At 69.9% G+C, this 21,982-nt stretch carries 14 protein-coding genes and 1 pseudogene; 4 read left to right on the top strand and 11 right to left on the bottom strand.

Going from position 1 to position 21,982, the window contains the following annotated elements; translation table 11 throughout:
• Positions 1-112: 112 nt before the first annotated feature.
• On the bottom strand, positions 113-706 hold the full coding sequence (locus QMK30_RS04360; protein ID WP_283515789.1) for a hypothetical protein: 594 nt from the start codon (positions 704-706) through the stop codon (positions 113-115).
• A gap of 576 nt (positions 707-1,282) precedes the next feature.
• Here QMK30_RS04360 and QMK30_RS04355 point away from each other — a divergent pair.
• The gene (locus QMK30_RS04355) at positions 1,283-2,149 is read left to right on the top strand and encodes a class I SAM-dependent methyltransferase (protein WP_283515788.1); all 867 of its coding nucleotides are present in this window, start codon (positions 1,283-1,285) and stop codon (positions 2,147-2,149) included.
• Positions 2,150-2,429: 280 nt separating this feature from the next.
• On the opposite strand, the gene ffh is transcribed toward QMK30_RS04355, so the two are convergent.
• The 5 genes from ffh to nsdA all read right to left on the bottom strand — a co-directional run bounded on the left by ffh (position 2,430) and on the right by nsdA (position 10,359).
• Positions 2,430-3,980 (bottom strand): signal recognition particle protein, encoded by a 1,551-nt coding sequence (gene ffh / locus QMK30_RS04350; protein ID WP_283515787.1) that lies wholly within the window; start codon positions 3,978-3,980, stop codon positions 2,430-2,432.
• A gap of 235 nt (positions 3,981-4,215) precedes the next feature.
• Positions 4,216-6,633: a [protein-PII] uridylyltransferase gene (locus tag QMK30_RS04345; protein WP_283515786.1), complete on the bottom strand. Its 2,418-nt coding sequence runs from the start codon at positions 6,631-6,633 to the stop codon at positions 4,216-4,218.
• 201 nt (positions 6,634-6,834) lie between these two features.
• Positions 6,835-7,173, bottom strand: coding sequence for a P-II family nitrogen regulator (locus QMK30_RS04340; RefSeq protein WP_274562355.1), 339 nt, complete (start codon positions 7,171-7,173; stop codon positions 6,835-6,837).
• On the bottom strand, positions 7,170-8,534 hold the full coding sequence (locus tag QMK30_RS04335) for an ammonium transporter (RefSeq protein WP_283515785.1): 1,365 nt from the start codon (positions 8,532-8,534) through the stop codon (positions 7,170-7,172). Before QMK30_RS04335 ends, QMK30_RS04340 begins: the two co-directional genes overlap by 4 nt.
• Before the next feature lie 343 nt (positions 8,535-8,877).
• Positions 8,878-10,359 carry a transcriptional repressor NsdA gene (gene nsdA, locus QMK30_RS04330; RefSeq protein WP_283515784.1) on the bottom strand — a complete coding sequence of 494 codons (1,482 nt, stop codon included), beginning with the start codon at positions 10,357-10,359 and terminating at the stop codon, positions 8,878-8,880.
• A gap of 426 nt (positions 10,360-10,785) precedes the next feature.
• On the opposite strand from nsdA, the gene QMK30_RS04325 reads away from it, so the two are divergent.
• Positions 10,786-11,460 (top strand): bifunctional DNA primase/polymerase, encoded by a 675-nt coding sequence (locus tag QMK30_RS04325; RefSeq protein WP_283515783.1) that lies wholly within the window; start codon positions 10,786-10,788, stop codon positions 11,458-11,460.
• Positions 11,461-11,601: 141 nt separating this feature from the next.
• Here the strand turns inward: QMK30_RS04325 and ftsY are convergent, their stop codons facing one another.
• Positions 11,602-12,825 carry a signal recognition particle-docking protein FtsY gene (gene ftsY / locus QMK30_RS04320; RefSeq protein ID WP_283515782.1) on the bottom strand — a complete coding sequence of 408 codons (1,224 nt, stop codon included), beginning with the start codon at positions 12,823-12,825 and terminating at the stop codon, positions 11,602-11,604.
• A gap of 154 nt (positions 12,826-12,979) precedes the next feature.
• On the opposite strand from ftsY, the gene QMK30_RS04315 reads away from it, so the two are divergent.
• Together QMK30_RS04315 and QMK30_RS04310 are read left to right on the top strand one after the other, a co-directional pair.
• Positions 12,980-14,443 carry a cytosine permease gene (locus tag QMK30_RS04315; protein WP_283515781.1) on the top strand — a complete coding sequence of 488 codons (1,464 nt, stop codon included), beginning with the start codon at positions 12,980-12,982 and terminating at the stop codon, positions 14,441-14,443.
• Between the two features lie 60 nt (positions 14,444-14,503).
• A pseudogene (locus QMK30_RS04310) lies at positions 14,504-15,488 on the top strand (LLM class flavin-dependent oxidoreductase).
• 37 nt (positions 15,489-15,525) lie between these two features.
• Here the strand turns inward: QMK30_RS04310 and QMK30_RS04305 are convergent.
• The 4 genes from QMK30_RS04305 to QMK30_RS04290 form a co-directional block, all read right to left on the bottom strand.
• The gene (locus QMK30_RS04305; protein ID WP_283515780.1) at positions 15,526-16,944 is read right to left on the bottom strand and encodes a sugar porter family MFS transporter; all 1,419 of its coding nucleotides are present in this window, start codon (positions 16,942-16,944) and stop codon (positions 15,526-15,528) included.
• Positions 16,945-17,142: 198 nt separating this feature from the next.
• On the bottom strand, positions 17,143-20,760 hold the full coding sequence (gene smc / locus QMK30_RS04300; RefSeq protein ID WP_283515779.1) for a chromosome segregation protein SMC: 3,618 nt from the start codon (positions 20,758-20,760) through the stop codon (positions 17,143-17,145).
• 214 nt (positions 20,761-20,974) lie between these two features.
• Complete coding sequence (locus QMK30_RS04295) at positions 20,975-21,190, bottom strand: hypothetical protein (RefSeq protein ID WP_283515778.1); 216 nt, start codon at positions 21,188-21,190, stop codon at positions 20,975-20,977.
• Positions 21,191-21,562: 372 nt separating this feature from the next.
• The gene (locus QMK30_RS04290) at positions 21,563-21,844 is read right to left on the bottom strand and encodes an acylphosphatase (protein WP_283515777.1); all 282 of its coding nucleotides are present in this window, start codon (positions 21,842-21,844) and stop codon (positions 21,563-21,565) included.
• Between the last annotated feature and the right edge of the window lie 138 nt (positions 21,845-21,982).

Genomic DNA, 21,982 nt, shown 5'->3' with positions numbered 1-21,982 from the left:
TGCGACTGTCGAGTACAGCTAGCCATTGTGCCACACACCTGCGGCGCGGCATCACCCGACCGACATCGTCCTCCGGTACGGGGGCGCGGGCGCGGCAGCGGCGAGAAAGAGGTCAGCCCGCCGCGACCACTACCTCGGGGATGCGGAACGGCTTGCCGCAGCCGCCGCAGACGATCGGGGCCTGGGCCAGGACCGACGGGACGACGCGGACATTGCGTCCGCAGTCGCACACCGCCTTCACCCGCACCCCGCCCCCGGACGAACCGTGCCGGGCGGCCGGTCCGCGGAAGGTGCGCTTGGTGTCCGAGGTCGTCGCGACCGCGTGTGCCTTCAGGGCACGCTGCAGCCGCTCGATGGTGGGCCGGTAGCGTCGTTTCGCCTCCGGGTTGAGCGAGACCAGCGAGAAGCCACTGCTCGGGTGCGGCTCCTCCGGGTGGTCGAGCCCTAGCTCCTCGGCGATCGCGAGGAATCTGCGGTTGTGGTATCGGCCGGCACGCGAGGTGTCACGGACGCCTCGTGCCGCGGCGATGCCGTGGACTGCCTCGTGCAGCAGTCGTTCGAAGGAGAGCTTCGCGCCGCAGGCGGACGAAGACTCTCCGATCAGGGACTCGGGCGCGGCTAGATCCGGCAGCTCGGCGTGGTACCGCTGAATATCGGCCCATGCCTGTGCCAGCTCTGCGGCGAGAACAGGGGGTGTCGTGCTCACGTCGTGACAACGAGCCGAGGTGCCCCGGTGTTCCTATTCCGGGGCATCCCAAATAATTTGCACGTACCAGTCAGTTGCCATTGATGCATCCCGACGAGGGCGGGTGCGCTGATCTGCGGAGAACCCGCGCAGTTCACGCCAAGCCGGTACGTACCCGCGCGTACGCCCCGGCGTATAGCCAATGCCCGCACGCCGGGACATCAGTTGGGGCGGAAGGCACGGTTGTCGCCCCGTGCGCCGACCTCGGCCCCGGTCGGCATGGACCATGACGGCGACAGTATCGGGCGGGCCGCCGTCGTCAGGTACCGCCCCGCACTCGACGGACCGGACACCGCACGGCCACGGCCCGTCCGGACGTCCCTGCCGTGGCGGGAATCGCGAACCGGCGGCACTCTTGGATGTGGATCTGCTCCGGCGCGGGGGCGCACAACCTGGGCACACAAGCATTGCCATACAACCCCTGGACTTGGGGACGGATGCGCAGTTCCCTGGCATACGGGGGATGCACGAGCGCACGCACACGGGGGATGCCAATCAGGGCTTGACATGACCTCTCGGCGGATTGGGGCGCTTTCGATGACACCGACGCTCGTCCAGCACCTGAACACGGCCTCGTCCCCCCCAACGGGCGCGGGCGCACGCGCCCGCGACTGGGCCGAGATCCAGGAACGGATGCTGGTGCCGCTCTATGGTGCGGTGTACGAGCGGCTAGAGGTAGGCCCCGCCACCCGGCTGCTCGCCCTTGGCTGCGGGTCGGGTCTCGCCCTGCTGATCGCGGCGTCCCGTGGCGCCTGTGTGACGGGCGTCGACGCCGACCGCGAACGGGTGGCCCTGGCCCGCGAACGTCTGTTGCCCGACGGCACACGGAGCGGTGAGCCCGAGGACGATCCGGCCAAGCTCGCCCGACTGTTCGACTGCGGCTCCGTGGAAGGCAAGGACCCCGCCGACCCGGCGTACAACCTCGTCACGGCCTTCGAACCGCTCGGCTGCGCCGCCGGGGACTCGGAGGGGCTCGCGCCCGCGCTCGAAGACGCCCTGCCGCTCGCCGAGCGGGGCAGCCCGGTGGTCCTGGTGGGCTGGGGCCCGCCGGAGCGCTGCGCCACTTCGGCCGTCCTCCGGGTGGCCTCCCGGCTGACGGACACCCTGCGCAGCACGGGCGGCGCCTGGCGCCCCGCGCACCGGGACGACTTGGAGAACGTGGCCGCGCGGGCCGGGCTCAAGCCGGACGGCTCGGGCCGGGTGGCGTGCCCCTTCGGTTACGCCGACACGGAGAGCGCCGTACGCGGCCTGCTGTCGACGGGGCTCTTCGACGCGGCGATACGGGCGACCGATCCGGCGCAGGTCGAGAAGGAACTGGCCGAGGCGCTTCATCCGTATGTGCGTCGGGACCGGACGGTCTGGATGCCGAACGTGTTCCGTTACCTGATCGCACGCACGCCCTGAGTCCGGGGCCTTGGACACGTACGACCTCCCCCGCGATACGGAGCGGGCTCCCGGCGTCCCGCGACTCCGCCTGCGGCGTTGTCGTCGGTCAACGACGCTCCGCGTCGATTCCCTCCTCCGCCCCGCAATCGCAGCCACCGGACACCGCTCACCGATCCACTCCCTACCGCGGGGGACGTCGTTAACGCGCTGTGGGCGCCCACTCCTTGAAGGAGGGGCGCCCACGGCGGCGTAAGGGCGCTGACGCAGCCGCACGTACAGGCGCGGCAGGGGAAGGGCGTCAGCCCATGAACTTCTTGAACTCGTCCGGCAGCGCGAAGTCCTGCGGGGTCTGCGCGGGCGGCTGACCCGCCGCGCCGCCCGCCTGAGCGGCCTGCTCGCGGCGCTCGGCCTCGGCCTGCTCCTCGGCCTTGCGCTTCATCGGGTTACCGCTCTTGCGCTTGCCCTTGGCCTGCTTGACCTGCTTCTTCTGACGGCCGGGGCCACCACCCATGCCCGGGATCCCCGGCATGCCCGGCATCCCGCCGCCCTGCGCCATCTTCGACATCATCTTGCGGGCGTCGAAGAACCGCTCCACCAGGTTCTTCACGGCGCTGACCTCGACGCCGGAGCCCTTGGCGACACGGGCCCGGCGCGAGCCGTTGATGATCGTCGGGTCCTGGCGCTCCGCGGGCGTCATCGACTTGATGATCGCGGCGGTACGGTCCACATCGCGCTCGTCGATGTTGTTGATCTGGTCCTTGATCTGCCCCATGCCGGGCATCATGCCGAGCAGCTTCGAGATGGAGCCCATCTTGCGGACCTGCTCCATCTGGGACAGGAAGTCGTCGAGCGTGAACTCCTTGGGGCCCTTCGCCAGCTTGGCCGCCATCGCTTCGGCCTCTTGCTGGCTGAAGGTCTGCTCGGCCCGCTCGATGAGCGAGAGCATGTCGCCCATGCCGAGAATGCGGGACGCCATGCGGTCCGGGTGGAACGCGTCGAAGTCGTCCAGCTTCTCGCCGTTGGAGGCGAACATGATCTGACGGCCGGTCACCTCGGCGATCGACAGCGCCGCACCACCGCGTGCGTCACCGTCGAGCTTGGACAGCACCACGCCGTCGAAGCCGACGCCGTCGCGGAAGGCCTCCGCGGTGTTGACCGCGTCCTGACCGATCATCGCGTCGACGACGAACAGGATCTCGTCGGGGCTGACGGCGTCGCGGATGTCCGCGGCCTGCCGCATCAGCTCCTCGTCGATACCGAGGCGGCCCGCGGTGTCGACGATGACGATGTCGTGCTGCTTGTTCTTGGCGTACTCGATCGAGTCCTTGGCGACCTTGACCGGGTCACCGACACCGTTGCCGGGCTCCGGCGCGTACACCGCGACGCCGGCGCGCTCGGCGACGACGCTCAGCTGGTTCACGGCATTGGGGCGCTGGAGGTCACAGGCGACCAGGATCGGGGAGTGGCCCTGGCCCTTGAGCCAGAGGCCGAGCTTTCCCGCGAGGGTCGTCTTACCGGCGCCCTGGAGGCCCGCGAGCATGATCACGGTGGGCGGGTTCTTGGAGAAGCGCAGCCGACGGGTCTCGCCGCCGAGGATGCCGACGAGCTCCTCGTTGACGATCTTGATGACCTGCTGGGCCGGGTTCAGCGCCTGGGAGACCTCGGAGCCGGCGGCGCGCTCCTTGATCCTGACGATGAACGCACGCACGACCGACAGCGCGACATCCGCTTCGAGCAGGGCGATACGGATTTCACGGGCCGTGGCGTCGATGTCCGCCTCGGAAAGGCGGCCCTTGCCCCGGAGGCTTTTGAATGTCGCTGCGAGGCGGTCGGAAAGAGTATCGAACACGGCGGTCGCGGATCCTCGGGTCGGGGGCGGGCGGACGAGTCGCACTCCAGGGTATCCGCCCTGGCAACACCAGCGGCTCCCGCCCGTCGAACGACGACGGAGCGGGAGCCCTGAACGGGGCGACGACGGGGTGGCCGAAAGCCCAAGTACGTCCAGTACGAGGACTTCCGGCCGGCACGCCGAGAGCACGCACCGGACGCCGCTCCTTGACGGGCAAACGTCACCTGCCGCATCACTAGCGGAGGCTGTCCTCCATCACCCGGGCCAACTCCGCGGCCACAGCACCCGGCAGGGGGCCCCCCTGCGGGGTCGTCACGTAGAACGCGTCGACCGCGTTCGCGCCCAGTGTGGACACATGCGCGCTGCGCACCAGCACCGAAGCGGCCTCCAGCGCGTGCCCGATGCGGTAGAGCAGACCCGGGGCGTCCTGCGCGCGCACCTCGATCACCGTCGCGACCTGTGAGCCCGCCGACGCCACCGTCACGCGCGGCGGCGGAGCGTGGGAACCGCGGCGGCGCGGGTTCTTCGCGTACGCCTTCTCGCGCTCCGCGAGCCGCGCCGGAATGTCCAGCGAGCCGTCCAGGGCCCGTACGAGATCGGCCCGCAGCCGGGTCGCCTGCGGCAGCGAGCCGTACTCGGCCGCGACCCGCCAGTCGAGCAGCAGCACCCCCGAGGGGGCTTCGCCGTCGGCGGCCACCGGGTCGGGCAGCTCGGCGGCCCGCAACTCCGCCGTGCGTACGGTCAGCCGGTGCATCGCGAGGACGCCGGCCACGGCCGGGAGCACCCCGGGCTGGTCGGGTACGGCGATCAGCAGCTCGACGCCGAGCGGCTCCGGCGCGCCGCCCTCGTCAGCGGCGGGCTCCTCCGTCTGGGCGTGCAGCGACAGGACCGGGCCGCCGGTACGGAAGGCCTCGATGGCGAGGCGCTCCTGTTCGGCGCTGAGGGCGGTGGACTGCTCGGGGGCGGCGGGCGCCTCGCCGACCAGCACGGCGGCGACCCGCTTGGCCAGGTCGGTGACGAGGGAGCCGCGCCAGGTGCTCCAGGCGGCGGGCCCGGTGGCCAGCGCGTCGGCCTCCGTGAGGGCGTGCAGCAGTTCCAGGGTGCCCGTCGAGCCGACGGCGTCGGCGACGGCCCGGACGGTGGCCGGGTCGTCCAGGTCGCGGCGGGTGGCGGTCTCGACGAGGAGAAGGTGGTGACGTACGAGCGTGGCGATCACATCGACGTCCTGGCTGGTGAAGCCGATCCGGGTGGCCACGTCGCGGGCGATGATCTCGCCGGCGACCGAATGGTCCCCCGGCCAGCCCTTGCCGATGTCGTGCAGGAGGGCGGCGATCAGCAGCAGGTCGGGGCGGCCGACCCGGCGGGTCAGTGAGGAGGCCTGCACAGCGGTCTCCACCAGGTGCCGGTCGACGGTCCAGGTGTGTACGGCGTTGCGCTGCGGGCGGCAGCGCACCCGCTCCCAGTCCGGCAGCAGCCGGGTGATCAGCCCTTCCGCCTCCAGCGCCTCCCACACCCCAATGGTCGCCTGCCCGGCGCCGAGCAGCGTGATGAGTTCCTGGCGCGCCTCGGCGGGCCACGGCACGGGCAGGGGGCGTGTGGTGGCGGCCATGCGCCGTACGGCGTGCATGGACATCGGCAGCTCCGACTGGGCCGCGGCTGCGGCTGCCCGCAGGGGGAGCACGGGGTCGCGTTCGGGGCGCGCGGTGCGGGCGAGCACCACCTCGCCCTCCTGCTCGACCACGCCCTCCGCGAGGGGGGTGCGCTCATTGGCTGGCCTGCTGCCGAGCATGGCGCGCAGCCGGGGGCGCACGGAGCGGGCGCGCAGCACCCGGTTCACTTCGCGCCAGGTGACGTCGCTGGCGTACGAGATGGTGCGGGCCGACTCGTACACCTCCCGCAGCAGGGTGTCGGCGTCGAGCAGGCCGAGTTCGGCGGCGACCTGGTCCTGTTCCTGGAGGGCGAGGCGGTCGGTGGCGCGGCCGGTCGTCAGGTGCAGTGCGTCGCGTACGTCGAGGAGCCTGCGGCGCGCCCCGTCGAGGCCTTCGCGCGGGGCGTCGGCGAGCCAGGAGGCCGCGACGGCGCGCAGCACGGTGGCGTCCCGCAGTCCGCCGCGCGCCTCCTTGAGGTCGGGCTCCAGGAGGTATTGCAGTTCGCCCTGGCGCGCGGCGCGCTCCTGGCACAGCTCGTGGAGTTCGGGCAGGCGTTTGGGCGCGAGGTTGCGCCAGTCGGCGAGTACCGCGGTGCGCATCCCGGCGGTGAGCCCCAGGTCGCCGGCCACATGACGGGCGTCGAGCAGCCCGAGCTGCACCTTGAGGTCCTCACCCGCCGTCTTGCGGGCCTCAGCGGGTGTCCGTACGGAATGGTCGAGGTCCAGGCCCAGGTCCCACACGGGGTACCAGACGCGGTCCGCGAGTGCGGCGATGGCGCCCTTCTCGGCGTTGCCGTCGTGCAGGAGCAGCAGGTCGAGGTCGCTGCGCGGCGAGAGCTCGCCGCGGCCGTAGCCGCCGACGGCGACCAGGGCGGCGCCCCGTACGCCGGCCGACCGTGCGGCTGTGCTGAACAGCGCTTCCAGCCACTCGTCGGTCAGCCGGGCCGCCGCGTAGCCGCTGGGTCCCGAGTCTTCTGTTCCGGTGCTCACTTCAACGCTCGTCACCCAGCAGCTCCCGTTCACGCTTTCGTTCCACGAGGTTCTCCGGAGGCCCAACGAGTGAAGGCCCGAGGAGATCCTCAGAGGGTCCTAGAAGGCCGATGGAGATCTTGCTCCGGCCACCCGGATCACCCCGGATTGCCAGTAAATGTCAATCCCGTCGAACTGGTGTAATACGGGCGTGATCTCAAGATCTTCAGGACACTCCTAGAGGGCGTCCGGGCCGCGTTCGCCGGTCCGCACCCGGACCGCCGTCTCGACGGGGACGCTCCACACCTTGCCGTCGCCGATCTTGCCCGTGCGGGCGGCTTTCACCACCACGTCGATGAGCTGTTCGGCGTCACTGTCCTCGACCAGCACCTCGATGCGGATCTTCGGTACGAGGTCGACGGTGTACTCGGCGCCGCGGTAGACCTCGGTGTGGCCGCGCTGGCGGCCGTACCCGCTGGCCTCGGTGACCGTCAGCCCCTGGACGCCGAAGGCCTGGAGTGCCTCCTTGATCTCGTCGAGCCGGTGCGGCTTGACGACTGCGGTGATGAGTTTCATGCGTCCACCTTCTTGGTCTTCGGCCCGGCTCCGGCCGTGTCGGTCCGGCCCGGGGCGTGGACGGCCGTTCGGGAGGCCGAGCCGCCGCCGGCTCCGCTGAAGTCGTAGCCCGTCTCGGCGTGCTCGACCTGGTCGATGCCCGCGACCTCGACGTCCTCGTCGACACGCATGCCCATCGTCTTGTCGATGGCGAACGCGAGGACAGCGGAGACGATCAGAGAGTAGGCCAGGACCGCGAAGACTCCGACGGCCTGCTTGCCGAGCTGTTCGAGCCCGCCGCCGTAGAAGAGGCCCTTGGCGTCGGACTGCACACCGCCGGTGGCGAAGAAGCCGACGAGGAGCGAGCCCACGACACCGCCGACGAGGTGGACGCCGACGACGTCCAGGGAGTCGTCGTATCCGAGCTTGTACTTCAGGCCGACGGCCATGGCGCACAGCACACCGGCGATGGCGCCGACCGCGATGGCACCGAGCGGGCTGACGGAGCCGCCGGACGGGGTGATGGCGACGAGGCCCGCGACCGCGCCGGAGGCGGCGCCGAGGGTGGTGAAGGAGCCGTGGCGGAGCTTCTCGTACGCGAGCCAGGCGAGCATCGCCGCTGCGGTGGCGACCTGGGTGTTGACGAACATCACCGCGCCGACGCCGTCGTCGTTGCCCAGCCAGGAGCCGGCGTTGAAGCCGAACCAGCCGAACCACAGCAGACCGGCGCCGAGCATGACCAGCGGAAGGCTGTGCGGGCGCATCGGGTCCTTCTTGAACCCGACGCGCTTGCCGATGACGAGGATCACGCCGAGTGCGGCCGCGCCCGCGTTGATGTGGACGGCGGTGCCGCCCGCGAAGTCGATGACGCCCAGGTCGAAGAGCCAGCCGCCCTCGGCCCACACCCAGTGCGCGACCGGGAAGTAGACGACGGTGACCCACAGGGCGATGAACAGGGCCCAGGCGGTGAACTTCACCCGGTCGGCCAGCGCACCGCTGATGAGAGCGGGGGTGAGCACCGCGAACATCAGCTGGAACACGGCGAAGACATAGACCGGGATGGTGTAGCCGCCCCAGAGTTCGGTGACTCCGATGCCGCCCAGGCCGACGTAGTCGGAGGACCAGCCGATGACGGATCCGATATCGGCGCCGAAGGCGAGGCTGAACCCGTAGAGCACCCACAGGATCGTGACGATCCCGAGGCTGATGAAGCTCATCATCAGCATGTTCAGCGTCGACTTGACGCGGACCATGCCTCCGTAGAAGAAGGCCAGGCCAGGCGTCATGAGCATCACCATGGCGGAACAGATGAGCATGAAGCCGGTATTGGCGGCAGACAGCTCTGGGGCGTCTGCGGCAAGCGTCGTGATGCCTGGAGGCATCGGCGTCTCCTCGTCGTCGGTGCGGCCCGTGCGGGGGCGGAGCCTGTTGGCTTGTACGGCAAGAAAGGGGTGGGCCGGTTATGCGCCCTGAGGTTGGCCCAGCGCCGTTTCGGTCAGTGCCGCACGATGTTTCGCCACAGTGACGAAGAGGTCCCACGTGTTACGTACGAATGAACTCCCGGGTCGCGTGCGAGTAACGCGGATACCCTCTGCCCTCATCGGAGCGGCCCGCGCCCGGGCACATCGGGAACCGGCCGCGACAGGCACCCGCTGACCTGGCGTGGAGGAGCCGAGTCGGGCTGTACGGGGTGACTGTCGCGGCCGGCGTGGGTGAGCCGCCCGCTCAGACCGCTTCGGCCGCTTCGGGCAGCTGGGCGGCGAGCTGGTCGGTCAGATCGAGGACCTCGGCGACGTCGCCGAAGTCTCTGGCGGCCGTGTCGACCGTCTTGCGGAGGCGGTTGTTGACCCGCTCCGAGCGCACGCTCCTGGCGACGCGCAGCGCCTGCCCCGACAGCACCACGGACTGCTCGGGCTCCTTCTTGAGCAGATGCACGGTGGCCATGCCGATGAGGTTGAGTGCGTACGACCGCTGGTGCTCCGAGTCCTTGCCGAAGAGGTCCACGGCGCGCTGCATCACCGGCTCGGACAGTGAGGCGTAGGTGGGGCTGCGACCGGCCACATAGGCCAGGTCGCGGTAGGAGTGCGCGTTTTCCCCGTTGAGCTCGGCCTCGGAGAAGAAGCGGATCCAGTCGGGCTCCGGCTCGCCGTCCAGGCCGGAGTCCTCGAAGGTGTTCTCGGCCATCCTGACGGCCCGCTTGCACTTGCTGGGCTGGCCCATGTTCGCGTACGCGCGGGCCTCCATCGCATACAGCATGGCCTGGGTCCTGGGGGTGGCGCAGTCCCTGCTGCCGTACTGCGCGAGGTGGACCAGTTCCAGGGCGTCGTCGGGGCGGCCGAGGTGGATCATCTGGCGGCTCATGCTGGACAGGACGTACGAGCCGAGCGGCTTGTCGCCCGCCTCCTTGGCGGCGTGCAGGGCGAGGACGAAATACTTCTGCGCGGTGGGCTGGAGCCCCACGTCGTAACTCATCCAGCCGGCCAGCTCCGCCAGCTCCGCCGCGCACCGGAAGAGCCGCTTGGAGGTGACAGCGGGCTGTGACTCCTGGAGCAGGTCGGTCACTTCGTGGAGCTGTCCGACGACGGCCTTGCGGCGCAGTCCGCCTCCGCACTGGGCGTCCCACTGGCGGAACATCATGGTCGTGGACTCCAGCAGGTCCAGCTCGGGACCCGAGAGCCGTGAGGGCCGCCGTGACGCGGCAGCCGGCTCCGGGTGTCCTGGCTCGCCGGGCGGAGAGGGCACCAGCCAGCGCTGCATGGGCTCGATGAGCGCGGGACCGGCGGACAGCGCAAGCGAGGTCCCGAGGAAGCCGCGCCGGGCGAGCATCAGGTCGCTGCGCGAGAACTCGCTGAGCAGCGCGACCGTCTGCGGGCCGGCCCAGGGCAGGTCGACGCCGGACACCGACGGCGACTGGTGGGCGGAGCGCAGTCCGATTTCCTCCACGGCGACGACGCTGCCGAAGCGCTCGGAGAAGAGCTCGGAGAGGATGCGCGGGATCGGCTCGCGCGGCTGCTCACCGTCCAGCCAGCGGCGGACCCGTGAGGTGTCCGTGCTGATGTGATGGGCGCCCATCTGTCGCGCTCTGCGGTTGACTTGGCGTGCCAGCTCTCCCTTGGACCAGCCGCTGCGTGCGAACCACGAGCCCAGCTGCTCGTTCGGGCGCTTTTCAGCGTTCAAACCGCCTGCGCCGCTGCCGCTGCCGCTCACTGGAAGCCCCCATCCCGCTGAATCCTCTTTTGCACGAACCCTTAACAGAATGCCGCGAGTTGTGGCCTCCTGTCCGGAGGATGCGCCCCCTCGAACAGGAAAACGGGTTGCCTCCGGCATACCCAGATGCGCACTCGTTCCGAGGTTCGTGTACTGAAAGTAATCCTACGATCACCCCTCCGGCGAGGGCGATCCCTGAAACGCCACCATTCGCCACCCCTTCGAATGAACTCCCCCGCCGCCAGGCGCGATTCACTTGACATACGACGATCAGGAGTCGGTGGAGCGAAGCGCGCCGGGGCGCGCGGGCCGGTCCGCACCACCCCCATGGACACAGTGCGCCGCCCGACCCCTACGGGCGGGACACACCGTCACCGGGCCACTCCGGATCGTAACCACCGGCGCTTTTCACCCGTTGGAGGGGGCATGGGCTTCACGATCGGTGGCATCCGCGAGATCAGGTCCGCCTCACGGCGCCGCGGCCGCGCATCAGAGTGCACAACGGTGGCCGAGTACACCGGACTGTGGGGCTGGGCCGTGCGGCCGGGTGCCAGGGCCGGGACCTCGGCCGGGGGCAGCGGGACCCGGGAGTGTTCGTGCGAGGATGCCGGGTGCGGGTCACCGGGCGCCCATCCGCTGGAGTTCGCGCCCGAAGTGCCCGCGGGCGCCACCCTCGACGAGGTCACCAAGGCCTGGTCACAGTTTCCCGGCGCGGCGGTACTGCTGCCGGTGGGCCGCACCTTCGATGTCATCGACGTGGCCGAGACCGCGGGGCGCCGGGCGCTCGTACGGCTGGAGCGGATGGGGCTGCCGTTCGGCCCGGTGGCCACCACCCCGGACGGCCGGGCGCACTTCTTCGTGGCCCCGGGGGCGACCGCCGAGCTTCCGCAGCTGCTCTACCGGATGGGCTGGGACGACGCGGACCTCGACCTGCACGGTCTGGGCGCCGGCGATCACATCACGGCGCCGCCCTCCGACCTCGGCGGCCTGGGACCGGTCCGCTGGCTGCGCCCGCCGGCCCTGGACACGGCGGAGGCGCCGCCGCAGGCCCGGCTGCTGCTCGGCACCCTCGCGTACATCTGCCACCGGCTGCTGCCCTGAGGGACCCATGAAACCGAAGTGCCCCACCGCATCTGCACCATGCGGTGGGGCCCTTCTTCGCCCGCACGTAAGCCCCACGTACGTAATCCCTCGTACTCAATCCCTCGCACCCAGGGGCTCGTACGGGGTCGCTCGCGCGGGTCAGTCGCCGATCAGCGCGTCGACGAACGCCTCTGGCTCGAACGGCGCGAGATCGTCGGCGCCCTCGCCCAGGCCGACCAGCTTCACCGGCACGCCCAGCTCGCGTTGGACCGCGATCACGATGCCGCCCTTGGCCGTCCCGTCCAGCTTGGTGAGCACAATGCCGGTGATCTCCACGACCTCGGCGAACACCCGCGCCTGGACCAGACCGTTCTGCCCGGTCGTCGCGTCGAGCACGAGCAGCACCTCGTCCAGCGGGCCGTGCTTCTCCACGACGCGCTTGACCTTGCCGAGCTCGTCCATGAGCCCGGTCTTGGTGTGCAGCCGCCCGGCGGTGTCGATGAGCACGACGTCCGCGCCCTCGGCGATACCTTCCTTCACCGCGTCGAAGGCGACCGACGCGGGGTCGCCGCCCTCGGGGCCGCGCACCGTGCGCGCGCCGACCCGCTCGCCCCAGGTCTGGAGCTGATCGGCGGCGGCGGCGCGGAAAGTGTCCGCCGCGCCCAGCACCACGCTGCGGCCGTCGGCCACCAGGACGCGGGCGAGCTTGCCGGTGGTGGTGGTCTTGCCGGTGCCGTTGACGCCGACGACCATGACGACGCCGGGGGTCTCCTCGCCGCCTTCGGTCCTGACCGTGCGGTCCATCTCGGTGTCGAGGAGGCGGAGCAGTTCCTCGCGCAGAAGCGTGCGCAGCTCCTCGGGCGAACGGGTGCCGAGCACCCGGACGCGCTCGCGCAGCCGCTCGACCAGCTCCTGGGTGGGGGCGACTCCGACGTCCGCGGTAATCAGCGTGTCCTCGATCTCCTCCCAGGTGTCGTCGTCGAGGTGCTCACGGGAGAGGAGGGTGAGCAGACCCTTGCCGAGCGAGTTCTGCGAGCGGGCGAGCCGGGCGCGCAGCCGCACCAGGCGGCCCGCGGTGGGCTCGGGGACCTCGATCTCGGGCGCGACGGGCGGTGCGACGACCGGATCCTCGACGGCGGCGGGCTCCCCCAGGGCCGTCTCGGCGTCGGGGAGGTCCACCTCCTCGACGGTCCGGCGCGCCTCGTCGCGCGGTGGTGCCGCGTCCTCGCCAACCTGCGGCTCGGCGGGCGGAGCTGTGATGGTCGGGGCGCTCGGCGGCGATGCGGGCGGCAGCTGCTTCTTCCTGCGGCTGCCGACCACGAGCCCGCTGATCGCGCCGACCGCGACCAGGGCGATGAGAACAACAAGAATGACGATTTCCATAACCCTCCCAGTATCAGTCACCCCCGCATCCGGCCAACCTCCTTGGAGGATCACACCAGGAAGCTAGGGGCAATTTAGACCTTTTGGTGTGACCGTAGGTCGGTGTGACCGTAGGATGCTGTTGGTTCCCCCCACCTCTGCACGGAGTTCCCCCATGCCTGAAGCGACCGCCCCCGAGTCCGGGAGCGCGATAGAGACCCGCGGTCTCGAACCCGTTCCCGACGCCGAACGCTCGGGCCGTGTCCGTGAACTCTTTCCCACCTGGGTCGCCGCCAATATCAGCGTGCTCCTTCTCACCATGGGTGCGGGCCTGGTCGTCTCCAACGGCCTGAACATCTGGCAGGTGCTGGCCGTCGCCTTCGCGGCGCCCGTCCTGTCGTACGGTCTGGTCGGCCTGATCTCCATCGCGGGCAAGCGCGGCGGCTCCCCCGGCATGGCCCTCTCGCGCGCCGTCTTCGGCCAGCGAGGCAATCTCTTCCCCGGCTCGCTCATCTGGGTCGCCCGCTGGGGCTGGGAGACGATCAACGCGGTGACCGGCGCGTACGCCGTGCTGACCGTGCTCGATCTGCTCTTCGGCATCCAGAGCAACACCGCGCTGATCGTGGTGACGCTGCTGCTCTTCGTCGGCTGCACGTTCGTTGTGTCGGGTCTGGGCATCAACGCCCTGCGCCGGTGCAGCACCTGGTCGACGTACCTCTTCGGCGCCTTCAGCGTGCTCGTACTGGCCTATCTGATCGCCGACACCGACTGGTCCGCCGTCTTCGCCAAGCCGGCCGGGTCCACCGCGATGATGATCGCGGGCATCGGCACCATCGCGGCCGGCGGCATCAGCTGGGTCCCCTCGGGCCCCGACTTCACCCGCTACCTGCCGCGCAAGGCGTCCGGCAAGGCGCTGGTCGGCACCACGATCGGTGGTGCAGGCGTCGTCGTCCTGCCGATGGTGCTGATGGGCGCGGTGATGGCCGTCAGCACGCCGGACCTGGCGTCGGCCTCCGACCCGGTCTCCTTCATCGGTGAGCTGCTGCCGACCTGGATCGCCGTTCCGTATCTGCTGATCGCCCTGGTCGGCATGCTGCTGATCAACTCGATGTCGATGTACTCGGCCGGCTTCACCGCGCAGACGCTCGGCATCAAGGTGCCGCGCGCCTGGGCGGTCAGCGTGAACGCGATCATCAGCCTGATCTTCGGTTTCCTGCTGATGGTGGTCGCGACCAGCTTCTTCGGTTCCTTCATCTCCTTCCTGACGCTGCTCGCGGTGGCGTTCTCGGCGTGGATCGGCGTCTTCGGCGTGGACATGCTGCGCCGCCGCACCTACGACGGCGACGCCCTGATGAACACGACGCGCACCAGCGCCTACTGGTACCGCGGCGGCTTCGCCTGGTCCGCGATGGCCTCGTGGGGTGTCGCCCTGCTGGTGGGCCTCCTGTTCACCAAGGTCGACTGGTTCACCGGCCCGCTGGCCGGCTCCTGGATCGGGCGCAACGGCCTGGGCTGGGCGGCGACGATCGTGGTGTCGGGGCTGCTGTACGCGCTGCTGCCGAGGCCCAAGGACTCGACCGTGACGAGCGACCCCGCGGCCCGCACCGAGCCGGAGCCCGCCGCGACCCTGTCTATCTGACGCATCGTCAGCTAACCTCCTCCTTCGCCACCCACCACCCGGCGAAGGGGGACGTCCGCCATGACCGTCACAGTGGTCAGGTTCAATCTCGTCGACCCCCACGCGACCCCGGAGACCCTCCGCCCGCTATCGCGCCGCGCTGGAGATGGCCGCGTACGCAGACGACCGCGGCATCCCCACTGTCCAGACCGAGGAGCACCACGGCGCGACCAACGGCTGGCTCCCCTCCCCCTTCACCTTCGCGGGCGCGGTCTTCGGCGCCACCCGCCGCATCGGCGTCACCGTCTCCGCGGTCATCGGCCCGCTGTACGACCCTTTGCGGCTGGCCGAGGACATCGCCGTACTCGATCTGCTCAGCGGCGGCCGGCTGGTCACGGTCGCGGGGATCGGTTACCGGCCCGAGGAGTACGAGGCCCACGGCGTCCCGTGGAACCGGCGCGGCAGGCTCCAGGACGAGCTCCTTGAGACGCTGCTGAAGGCGTGGACCGGCGAGCCCTTCACGTACCGCGACCGCACGGTCCGCGTCACCCCGCGTCCGTTCACCCAGCCCCACCCGATGCTGCTGGTCGGCGGCAGCTCCGAGGCCGCGGCCCGGCGGGCCGCCCGTCTTGGGCTGCCGTTCTTCCCGAGCGCGCATCTGCCTGAGCTTGAGGCGTACTACCAGGCGCGGCGCGCGGAGTACCGGACCGAGGGTTTCTGCATGATGCCCGCGGCCGAGACCGCGCTGCTGCACATCTCGCGGGACCCGGACCACACCTGGGCCCAGTACGGCGAGCACTTCCTGCACGAGGCGCGGACGTACGCCTCCTGGCAGTCGAAGGGCATCCGATCCGCGGTGCGGTCCACCGCCACGACCGTCGACGAGCTGCGCGACGAGGGCGTGTACCGGGTGCTCACGCCCGACGCGTGTGTGGCGCTGGCGGAGGGCGGCGGCGACACGGCGAGCCTGGTCCTGCATCCGCTGTGCGGGGGCATGCCGGTCGACGAGGGCTGGCGCAGCCTGCATCTGCTCTGTGAAGACGTACTGCCCCGGCTCAAGAGCTGAGCCGGGGCAGTACGCGACAGAACTGGGCGAGGGCGCGTCAGCCCATTTCCTCCAGCGTTTTGCCCTTGGTCTCCTTCACGAATTTGAGCACGAAGGGGATCGAGAGCACCGCGAAGAACGTGTAGATGACGTACGTCCCGGAGAGGTTCCAGTCGGCCAGGCTCGGGAAGCTCGCCGTGATGGCCCAGTTGGCGATCCACTGCGCGGACGCGGCGACACCCAGCGCGGCGGCGCGCAGCCGGTTGGGGAACATCTCGCCGAGGAAGACCCAGACCACCACGCCCCACGAGAGGGCGAAGAAGAGCACGAAGGTGTGGGCCGCGATCAGCGCGACGATGCCCTGGGTGTGCGGCAACTTGCCGTCGACCAGGTCGGCGGAGAAGGCCCAGGCCTCGAAGGCGAGGGCGATCGCCATACCGGTCGAGCCGATGAGCGCGAGTGGCCTGCGGCCGATCCGGTCGACGAACAGCATCGCGATCACGGTGCCGATGATGTTGATGATCGATGTGGTGAACGAGTAGAAGAACGATTCGCTCGGGTCGATGCCCACCGACTGCCACAGCGTCGCGGAGTAGTAGAAGGCGACGTTGATACCGACGAGCTGCTGGAAGACCGACAGGCCGATACCCACCCAGACGATCGGCAGGAATCCGAAGCGGCTGCCGAGCAGGTCCTTGAAGGTGGACTTGTGCTCGCTGTGCATCGCGTGCTCGATCTCGGCGACGCGGGCGTCGAGGTCGACGTTCTTGCCCTCGACGTCGGCCAGGATCGCCCTGGCCCGGCCGGTCTTGCCCACGGAGATCAGGAAGCGCGGGGACTCGGGGATCGCGAAGGAGAGCATGCCGTAGATGACGGCCGGGACGACCATCACGCCGAGCATGACCTGCCAGGCCTCGATGCCGAGCACCTTGCCGCGCTGGTCGCCGTCGGCCCAGTTGAGGATGGCCCAGTTGACGAGCTGCGAGACGGCGATGCCGAGGACGATCGCGCCCTGCTGGAAGGAGCCGAGACGGCCGCGGTACGCGGGCGGGGCGACCTCCGCGATATAGGCGGGGCCGATGACCGAGGCCATGCCGATGGCGATGCCGCCGAGCACCCGCCAGATGGCGAGGTCCCAGAGGGCGAACGGCAGCGCGGAGCCCACCGCGCTGATCGTGAACAGCGCGGCGGCGATCCGCATCACGTAGATGCGGCCGATACGGTCGGCGATCCGGCCCGCGGCGGCCGCGCCGATGGCGCAGCCGATCAGGGCGATGGCGATGACCTGGGCGAGGGTGGCGGATCCGACGTCGTACTTGCCGCGGATGCCTTCGACCGCGCCGTTGATCACCGAGCTGTCGTATCCGAACAGGAAGCCGCCCATCGCGGCTGCCGCCGTGATGAAGATGATGTGCCCGAGGTGGTCCGGGTGGGCGTTACGGGCTCCGGAAGCCGGTGGTTGCGCTGTGCTGGTCACATGAACTCCTGGGGCCTGGCCGCGTTGCCTGACGTGGGGGGGCAAGCAGTTCAAGTGGCGTACAACGTCAGACCGCCCACCACTTGAAGGTAAAAACAACGTTGCAGAGACTATGTCTTCAAGTTTCGAAGATGGAAGGGGGTCTTTCCGAGAGTCACGCCACACTGAGGCGAGTTGTGTTCAAGTCATGAAGAGCCTTCAGTGAAGCCGCTGGCTGATGACCTTGGAGACGCCGTCCCCCTGCATGGAGACCCCGTACAGCGCGTCGGCCACCTCCATCGTCCGCTTCTGGTGAGTGATCACGATCAGCTGGGAACTCTCCTGGAGCTCCTCCATGATCCGGATCAGCCGCTGCAGATTGGTGTCGTCGAGCGCCGCCTCGACCTCGTCCATCACATAGAACGGGCTCGGCCTGGCCTTGAAGATCGCCACCAGCATCCCGATGGCCGTCAGGGAACGCTCCCCTCCGGAGAGCAGCGACAGCCGCTTGACCTTCTTGCCGGGCGGCCGTGCCTCGACGTCCACGCCCGTGGTGAGCATGTTGTCGGGATCTGTCAGGATCAGCCGTCCCTCGCCGCCCGGGAAGAGCCGCGAGAAGACCCCTTCGAACTCCCGTGCCGTGTCCCGGAACGCCTCGCTGAACACCTGCTCGACCCGCTCGTCGACCTCCTTGATCACCTGCATCAGGTCGATCCGTGTCTTCTTCAGGTCTTCAAGCTGCTCGGAGAGGAACTTGTGCCGTTCCTCCAGCGCCGCGAACTCCTCAAGAGCCAGCGGGTTCACCTTCCCGAGCTGCTGATACGCCCGTTCGGCTGCCCTGAGCCGCTTCTCCTGCTCGGCCCGGTCGAAGGGCCTCGGTAGATTGCGCGGGTCCTGGGGATCCTCGGGCAGTTCCTCGTTCTCGGCGGGGGGCGACGGCGGTACCGCCTGATCGGGCCCGTATTCCGCCACCAGTCCTGCCGGCTCCATACCGAGTTCCTCCAGGGCCTTGGACTCCAGCTGCTCGATGCGCAGCCTCTTCTCCGCCCCCAGTACCTCGCCGCGGTGAACCGAATCAGTCAACTTGTCGAGCTCGCCCTTGAGGTCCCGGCCCCGGCCGCGCTCCGCCACCAGATCGCGCTCACGCTCCGCCTTGGCGCCCTCGGCCGCGGTGCGCTCCTCGTCGGCCCGTACGAGCGACACCTCGACATGCGCGAGGAGCTGGCGGGCGCCGGCCGCGACGGCCGCCGCCACCTGCGCCTCGTGCCGCAGCCTGGCGCGCCGCTGCTCGGCGCGCGCCCGCGCCTCACGCTCCGCGCGCGCCCCCCGGTCCAGCGAGTCCGCCCGCCCCGCGAGAGCCTTCACCCGCTCCTCGTGCGTACGGACCTGGAGCCTGGCCTCCATCTCGGTCTGGCGTGCGTTGGCGCCGTCGGCGGCCAGCCGGTCCCGTACGGAGGTGTCCGGTTCCTCCTCGGCCCCCTCCCCGGTCTCCTCCGCGACCGACAGGCGCTCCGCCAGCTCCTGGGCCTCCTCGGCCGCCCGCTCCAGCGCGTCCTGGGCCTTCGCGGCGGCGGCGGCCGACCGCTCCGCCTCCCCAGCGGCGCCGCGGGCCTGGCCCGCCAGGCCGCCCAGTTGCTGCGCGACCGCCGATTTCTCCCGGTCTGAGTCCCTGCGCCGCTCCCCCAACTCCTCGACGAGCGCGACACACGTGGTACGCCGCTCCGCCGCCCGCTGCTGCGCCCCGGCCAGCTCCTCGCACCGCACGGCCAGCTCCGCAAGCTCGGCGGCTGCCTCGTCGACCGACGCCTGTACTTCGATGAGGCTCGGCGCGCCCGCGGACCCACCTTGGGCGAAGTGCGCGCCCAGGACATCGCCCTCGGCGGTCACGGCGGTCAGCTCGGGCCGACCCGCGATCAGGTCCTCGGCGTCCTCCAGCGTTCCGACGACGACCATGTCCCGCAGCAGCCGCCGCACACCGCGCATCAGCCCCTCAGGGCCGCGCACCAGGTCGGCCACCCGCGGCGGGCCACTGTCAGGGCCGTCCTCGGAACCGTCCGCACCTGCACCGCCCGTCCCGGTCGCCCCCGGGAAATCTTCAGGCTCACCCTCGTACACGCGCACCGCGCCCGGTAGCAGCGCGGCGCGCCCCGCGTCCTGCTTGCGCAGCAGGCGGATGGCTTCGGCCGCCGTCGCCGGGTCCGTCACCGCGATCGCGTCGGCCGCCGCGCCGAGCGCCGCGGCGACGGGGACTTCGAAGCCCGGTGCGACCGTGAGCAGTTCGGCGGCCGGACCGACCAGGCCCGCCAGCCGGTCGCGGGCGCCGAGCAGCGCCCCCGTGCCGTCCTTGCGGCGCAGCCCGAGCGCCAGCGCGTCGTGCCGGGCGGACGTGGCGGCCCGCCTGCGCTCGGCTGAGGTCGCCGATTCCCTGGCGGCGGTGAGCGCGGCCTCCGCGTTCGCGAGGGCCTGCTTCGCGCTGTCGTGCTGCTCGGCCAGCTCGGTGTCGCCCGCGTCCAGCCCGTCGACCTCGGCCTTGAGCTGCTCGTACTCCTGTTGCGCCGCGCCCGCCCGGTCCTGGGCCGCGTCCCGCGCCGCGGCCAGCCGGTCGATCTCCGCCTGGGCCGAACCGGCCCTGCCGCGAGCCGCGTTGACCTGCCCGTGGAGCCGGGCCAGCCCCTCGCGCCGGTCGGCGATGGCGCGGGCCGCGTCCTTGATCCTGCGCTCCTCGGCCGCCAACTCCCGCTCCAGCTCGGCGCGGTGCTCGGCGGTGTCCTCCAACGCGCGCTGCGCCGACTCCAGCGCGGCCTCCAGTTCCGCCTCCTGCTCGCGGACCCTGGCCGCCTCGCGCTCCATGTCCTCGGGGTCGCGCCCGCGCCGCTCCTCCTCGGGCAACGCGCTCGCGCTCTTCACCCTGGCGTCGGCGAGCGAGATCGTGCCGCGTACCCGCTCGGCCAGCTGCGACAGCTCGTACCAGGTCTGCTGCGCGCGCTGCAGCCGCGGCGTGAGACGGCGTACCTCGTCCTCCAGCTCCGCCTCGCGCGCCAGCGCGGCCTTCAGCTGCGCATCGGCCGCGTCCTTGCGCTCCTTGAGCGCGGCCTCGTCGGCGATCTCGGTGCTGAGCGCGGAGCGCAGCCTGACCAGATCGTCGGCGAGCAGCCGCAGCCGGGAGTCGCGCAGGTCGGCCTGGATGACGGTGGCCCGCCGCGCCACCGCCGCCTGCCGGCCCAACGGCTTGAGCTGGCGGCGTAGTTCGTCGGTCAGGTCCTGCACGCGCGAGAGATTGACCTGCATCGCGTCCAGCTTCCGCAGCGCCTTCTCTTTGCGCTTGCGGTGCTTGAGCACCCCGGCGGCCTCCTCGATGAAAGCGCGGCGCCCCATCGGATCGGCGTGCAGTACGGAGTCGAGCTGGCCCTGCCCGACGATGACATGCATCTCCCGCCCGATACCGGAGTCGGAGAGCAAATCCTGGATATCGAGCAGTCGGCACGTATCGCCATTGATCTGATATTCGCTGCCGCCGTTGCGGAACATGATCCGCGTAATGGTGACTTCGGCGTAGTCGATGGGCAGCGCGCCGTCGCTGTTGTCGATGGTGAGCGAGACCTCCGCGCGGCCGAGCGCCGGGCGCCCGGTGGTACCGGCGAAGATGACGTCCTCCATCTTGCCGCCGCGCAGCGACTTGGCCCCCTGTTCGCCCATGACCCAGGACAGCGCGTCCACCACATTGGACTTGCCGGAGCCATTGGGGCCGACGACACAGGTGATACCTGGCTCGAACCGCAGAGTTGTGGCCGATGCGAAGGATTTGAAACCGCGGAGGGTCATGGCCTTGAGATGCACGCCGCCGGACTCTACCTCTCACTGTCGGTTTCGCCCATTAAGGTGCAGGGCACATCAGACGGTAAGGGAAGGGTGCCACGGACGGGGCGGAAAGAAAGAAGGGACGCCGAAGCGTCCCTTTGTAATGCCTTGCTGGTGGATCTTGAGTAGATCTCGATACGTAGATCTCAAGCGGCTGCACAAACAGCCTGACGGGCTCTTTTACGGGCCTGGATCAGGTGAGCGCAGGCTCCGCCTGGGGTACGTCGATGTCGATGCCGTCGAGCATCGAATCTCCACGGTGCTGAGCGGCGGCGCTGAGCGTGTCGTTCTCGTCCTGAATCCGGTTGAGCTCGGATTCAAGATCCTGAACGCGCTGCTGAAGCCGTCGCATCTCGGCGAGGAGTCGCGGGTCGGAACCGCCGACGTAACCGAGAAGCGCCTTTGCCATGATGGATGGTCCTCCACATTGAGTGACCGACCGAAGCGTTGGTGGGTCGTGAGGGAATCGCACCCGCGGTGCTTGTCATCTCTGTCGTTCTCAATGCCAAACAGCTAAGGTGCGCGGGGATTCCAGAGTCTCACCAAAAAGTTTGACGGTCAACACGATCACGCGCCGTATCGACGGGCGACCCGGGGGCGTGCTGCCGCGCGTCGCGCGGCGCCACCTCTACTGCGGGGCCCTGGGGGCGGATGGATCATCCGTTCTCGGGGAGCTTTCCACGACAGGGCTTTCTTGGCAACCACCAGGCCCTTTCTGTCTCCGGCAGCTGCCGGGGGACCCCCCTGTACGCGCTTGGGGATGCCCCCCAGGGAAGCTCGCTCAGCGGATCGCGAACCCGGTATATCCGCCACGCGGTGTGCTCCAGATCTCGGTGACTCCGTCCACCCGGCCGGGAGTGTCGTCCGAGCCGAGCCACTGGAGCAGGCGGTGGCAATTGTCACGCGGGCCCTCGGCGACCACCTGCACCCGCCCGTCGTCAAGATTGAGGGCGAAGCCGGTGAGGCCGCCGATCTCCAAAGCATTTGCCCTGGTGAACCAGCGGAAGCCCACTCCCTGTACACGGCCGCGCACCCAAGCGGTGAGCCGGACATCTTCGTTCATGCCTGCACGCTAACCGGCCAATTACCCACGAGGCACTTCACCCTCACCCGTCATGGCGTACAGTCCCGATCCAATGAGCCTCATCCTTTCGGATGATTCATGTTTAAGACTTCGATCATTACGTCGAGCACGAGGAAG

Origin of the sequence: Streptomyces sp. H27-C3 (assembly GCF_030063415.1) — a bacterium.
Lineage (GTDB): Bacteria > Actinomycetota > Actinomycetes > Streptomycetales > Streptomycetaceae > Streptomyces.
Note: the sequence above shows the minus strand (reverse complement) of the source record. Positions and strands in the feature narration are given on the sequence as shown.

Coding starts and splice junctions, on each gene's coding strand:
- QMK30_RS04355 (WP_283515788.1), top strand. CDS start 1,283: ATGACACCGACGCTCGTCCAGCACCTGAACACGGCCTCGTCCCCCCCA.
- QMK30_RS04340 (WP_274562355.1), bottom strand. CDS start 7,173: ATGAAACTCATCACCGCAGTCGTCAAGCCGCACCGGCTCGACGAGATC.
- QMK30_RS04335 (WP_283515785.1), bottom strand. CDS start 8,534: ATGCCTCCAGGCATCACGACGCTTGCCGCAGACGCCCCAGAGCTGTCT.
- QMK30_RS04325 (WP_283515783.1), top strand. CDS start 10,786: ATGGGCTTCACGATCGGTGGCATCCGCGAGATCAGGTCCGCCTCACGG.
- ftsY (WP_283515782.1), bottom strand. CDS start 12,825: ATGGAAATCGTCATTCTTGTTGTTCTCATCGCCCTGGTCGCGGTCGGC.
- QMK30_RS04315 (WP_283515781.1), top strand. CDS start 12,980: ATGCCTGAAGCGACCGCCCCCGAGTCCGGGAGCGCGATAGAGACCCGC.
- QMK30_RS04295 (WP_283515778.1), bottom strand. CDS start 21,190: ATGGCAAAGGCGCTTCTCGGTTACGTCGGCGGTTCCGACCCGCGACTC.
- QMK30_RS04290 (WP_283515777.1), bottom strand. CDS start 21,844: ATGAACGAAGATGTCCGGCTCACCGCTTGGGTGCGCGGCCGTGTACAG.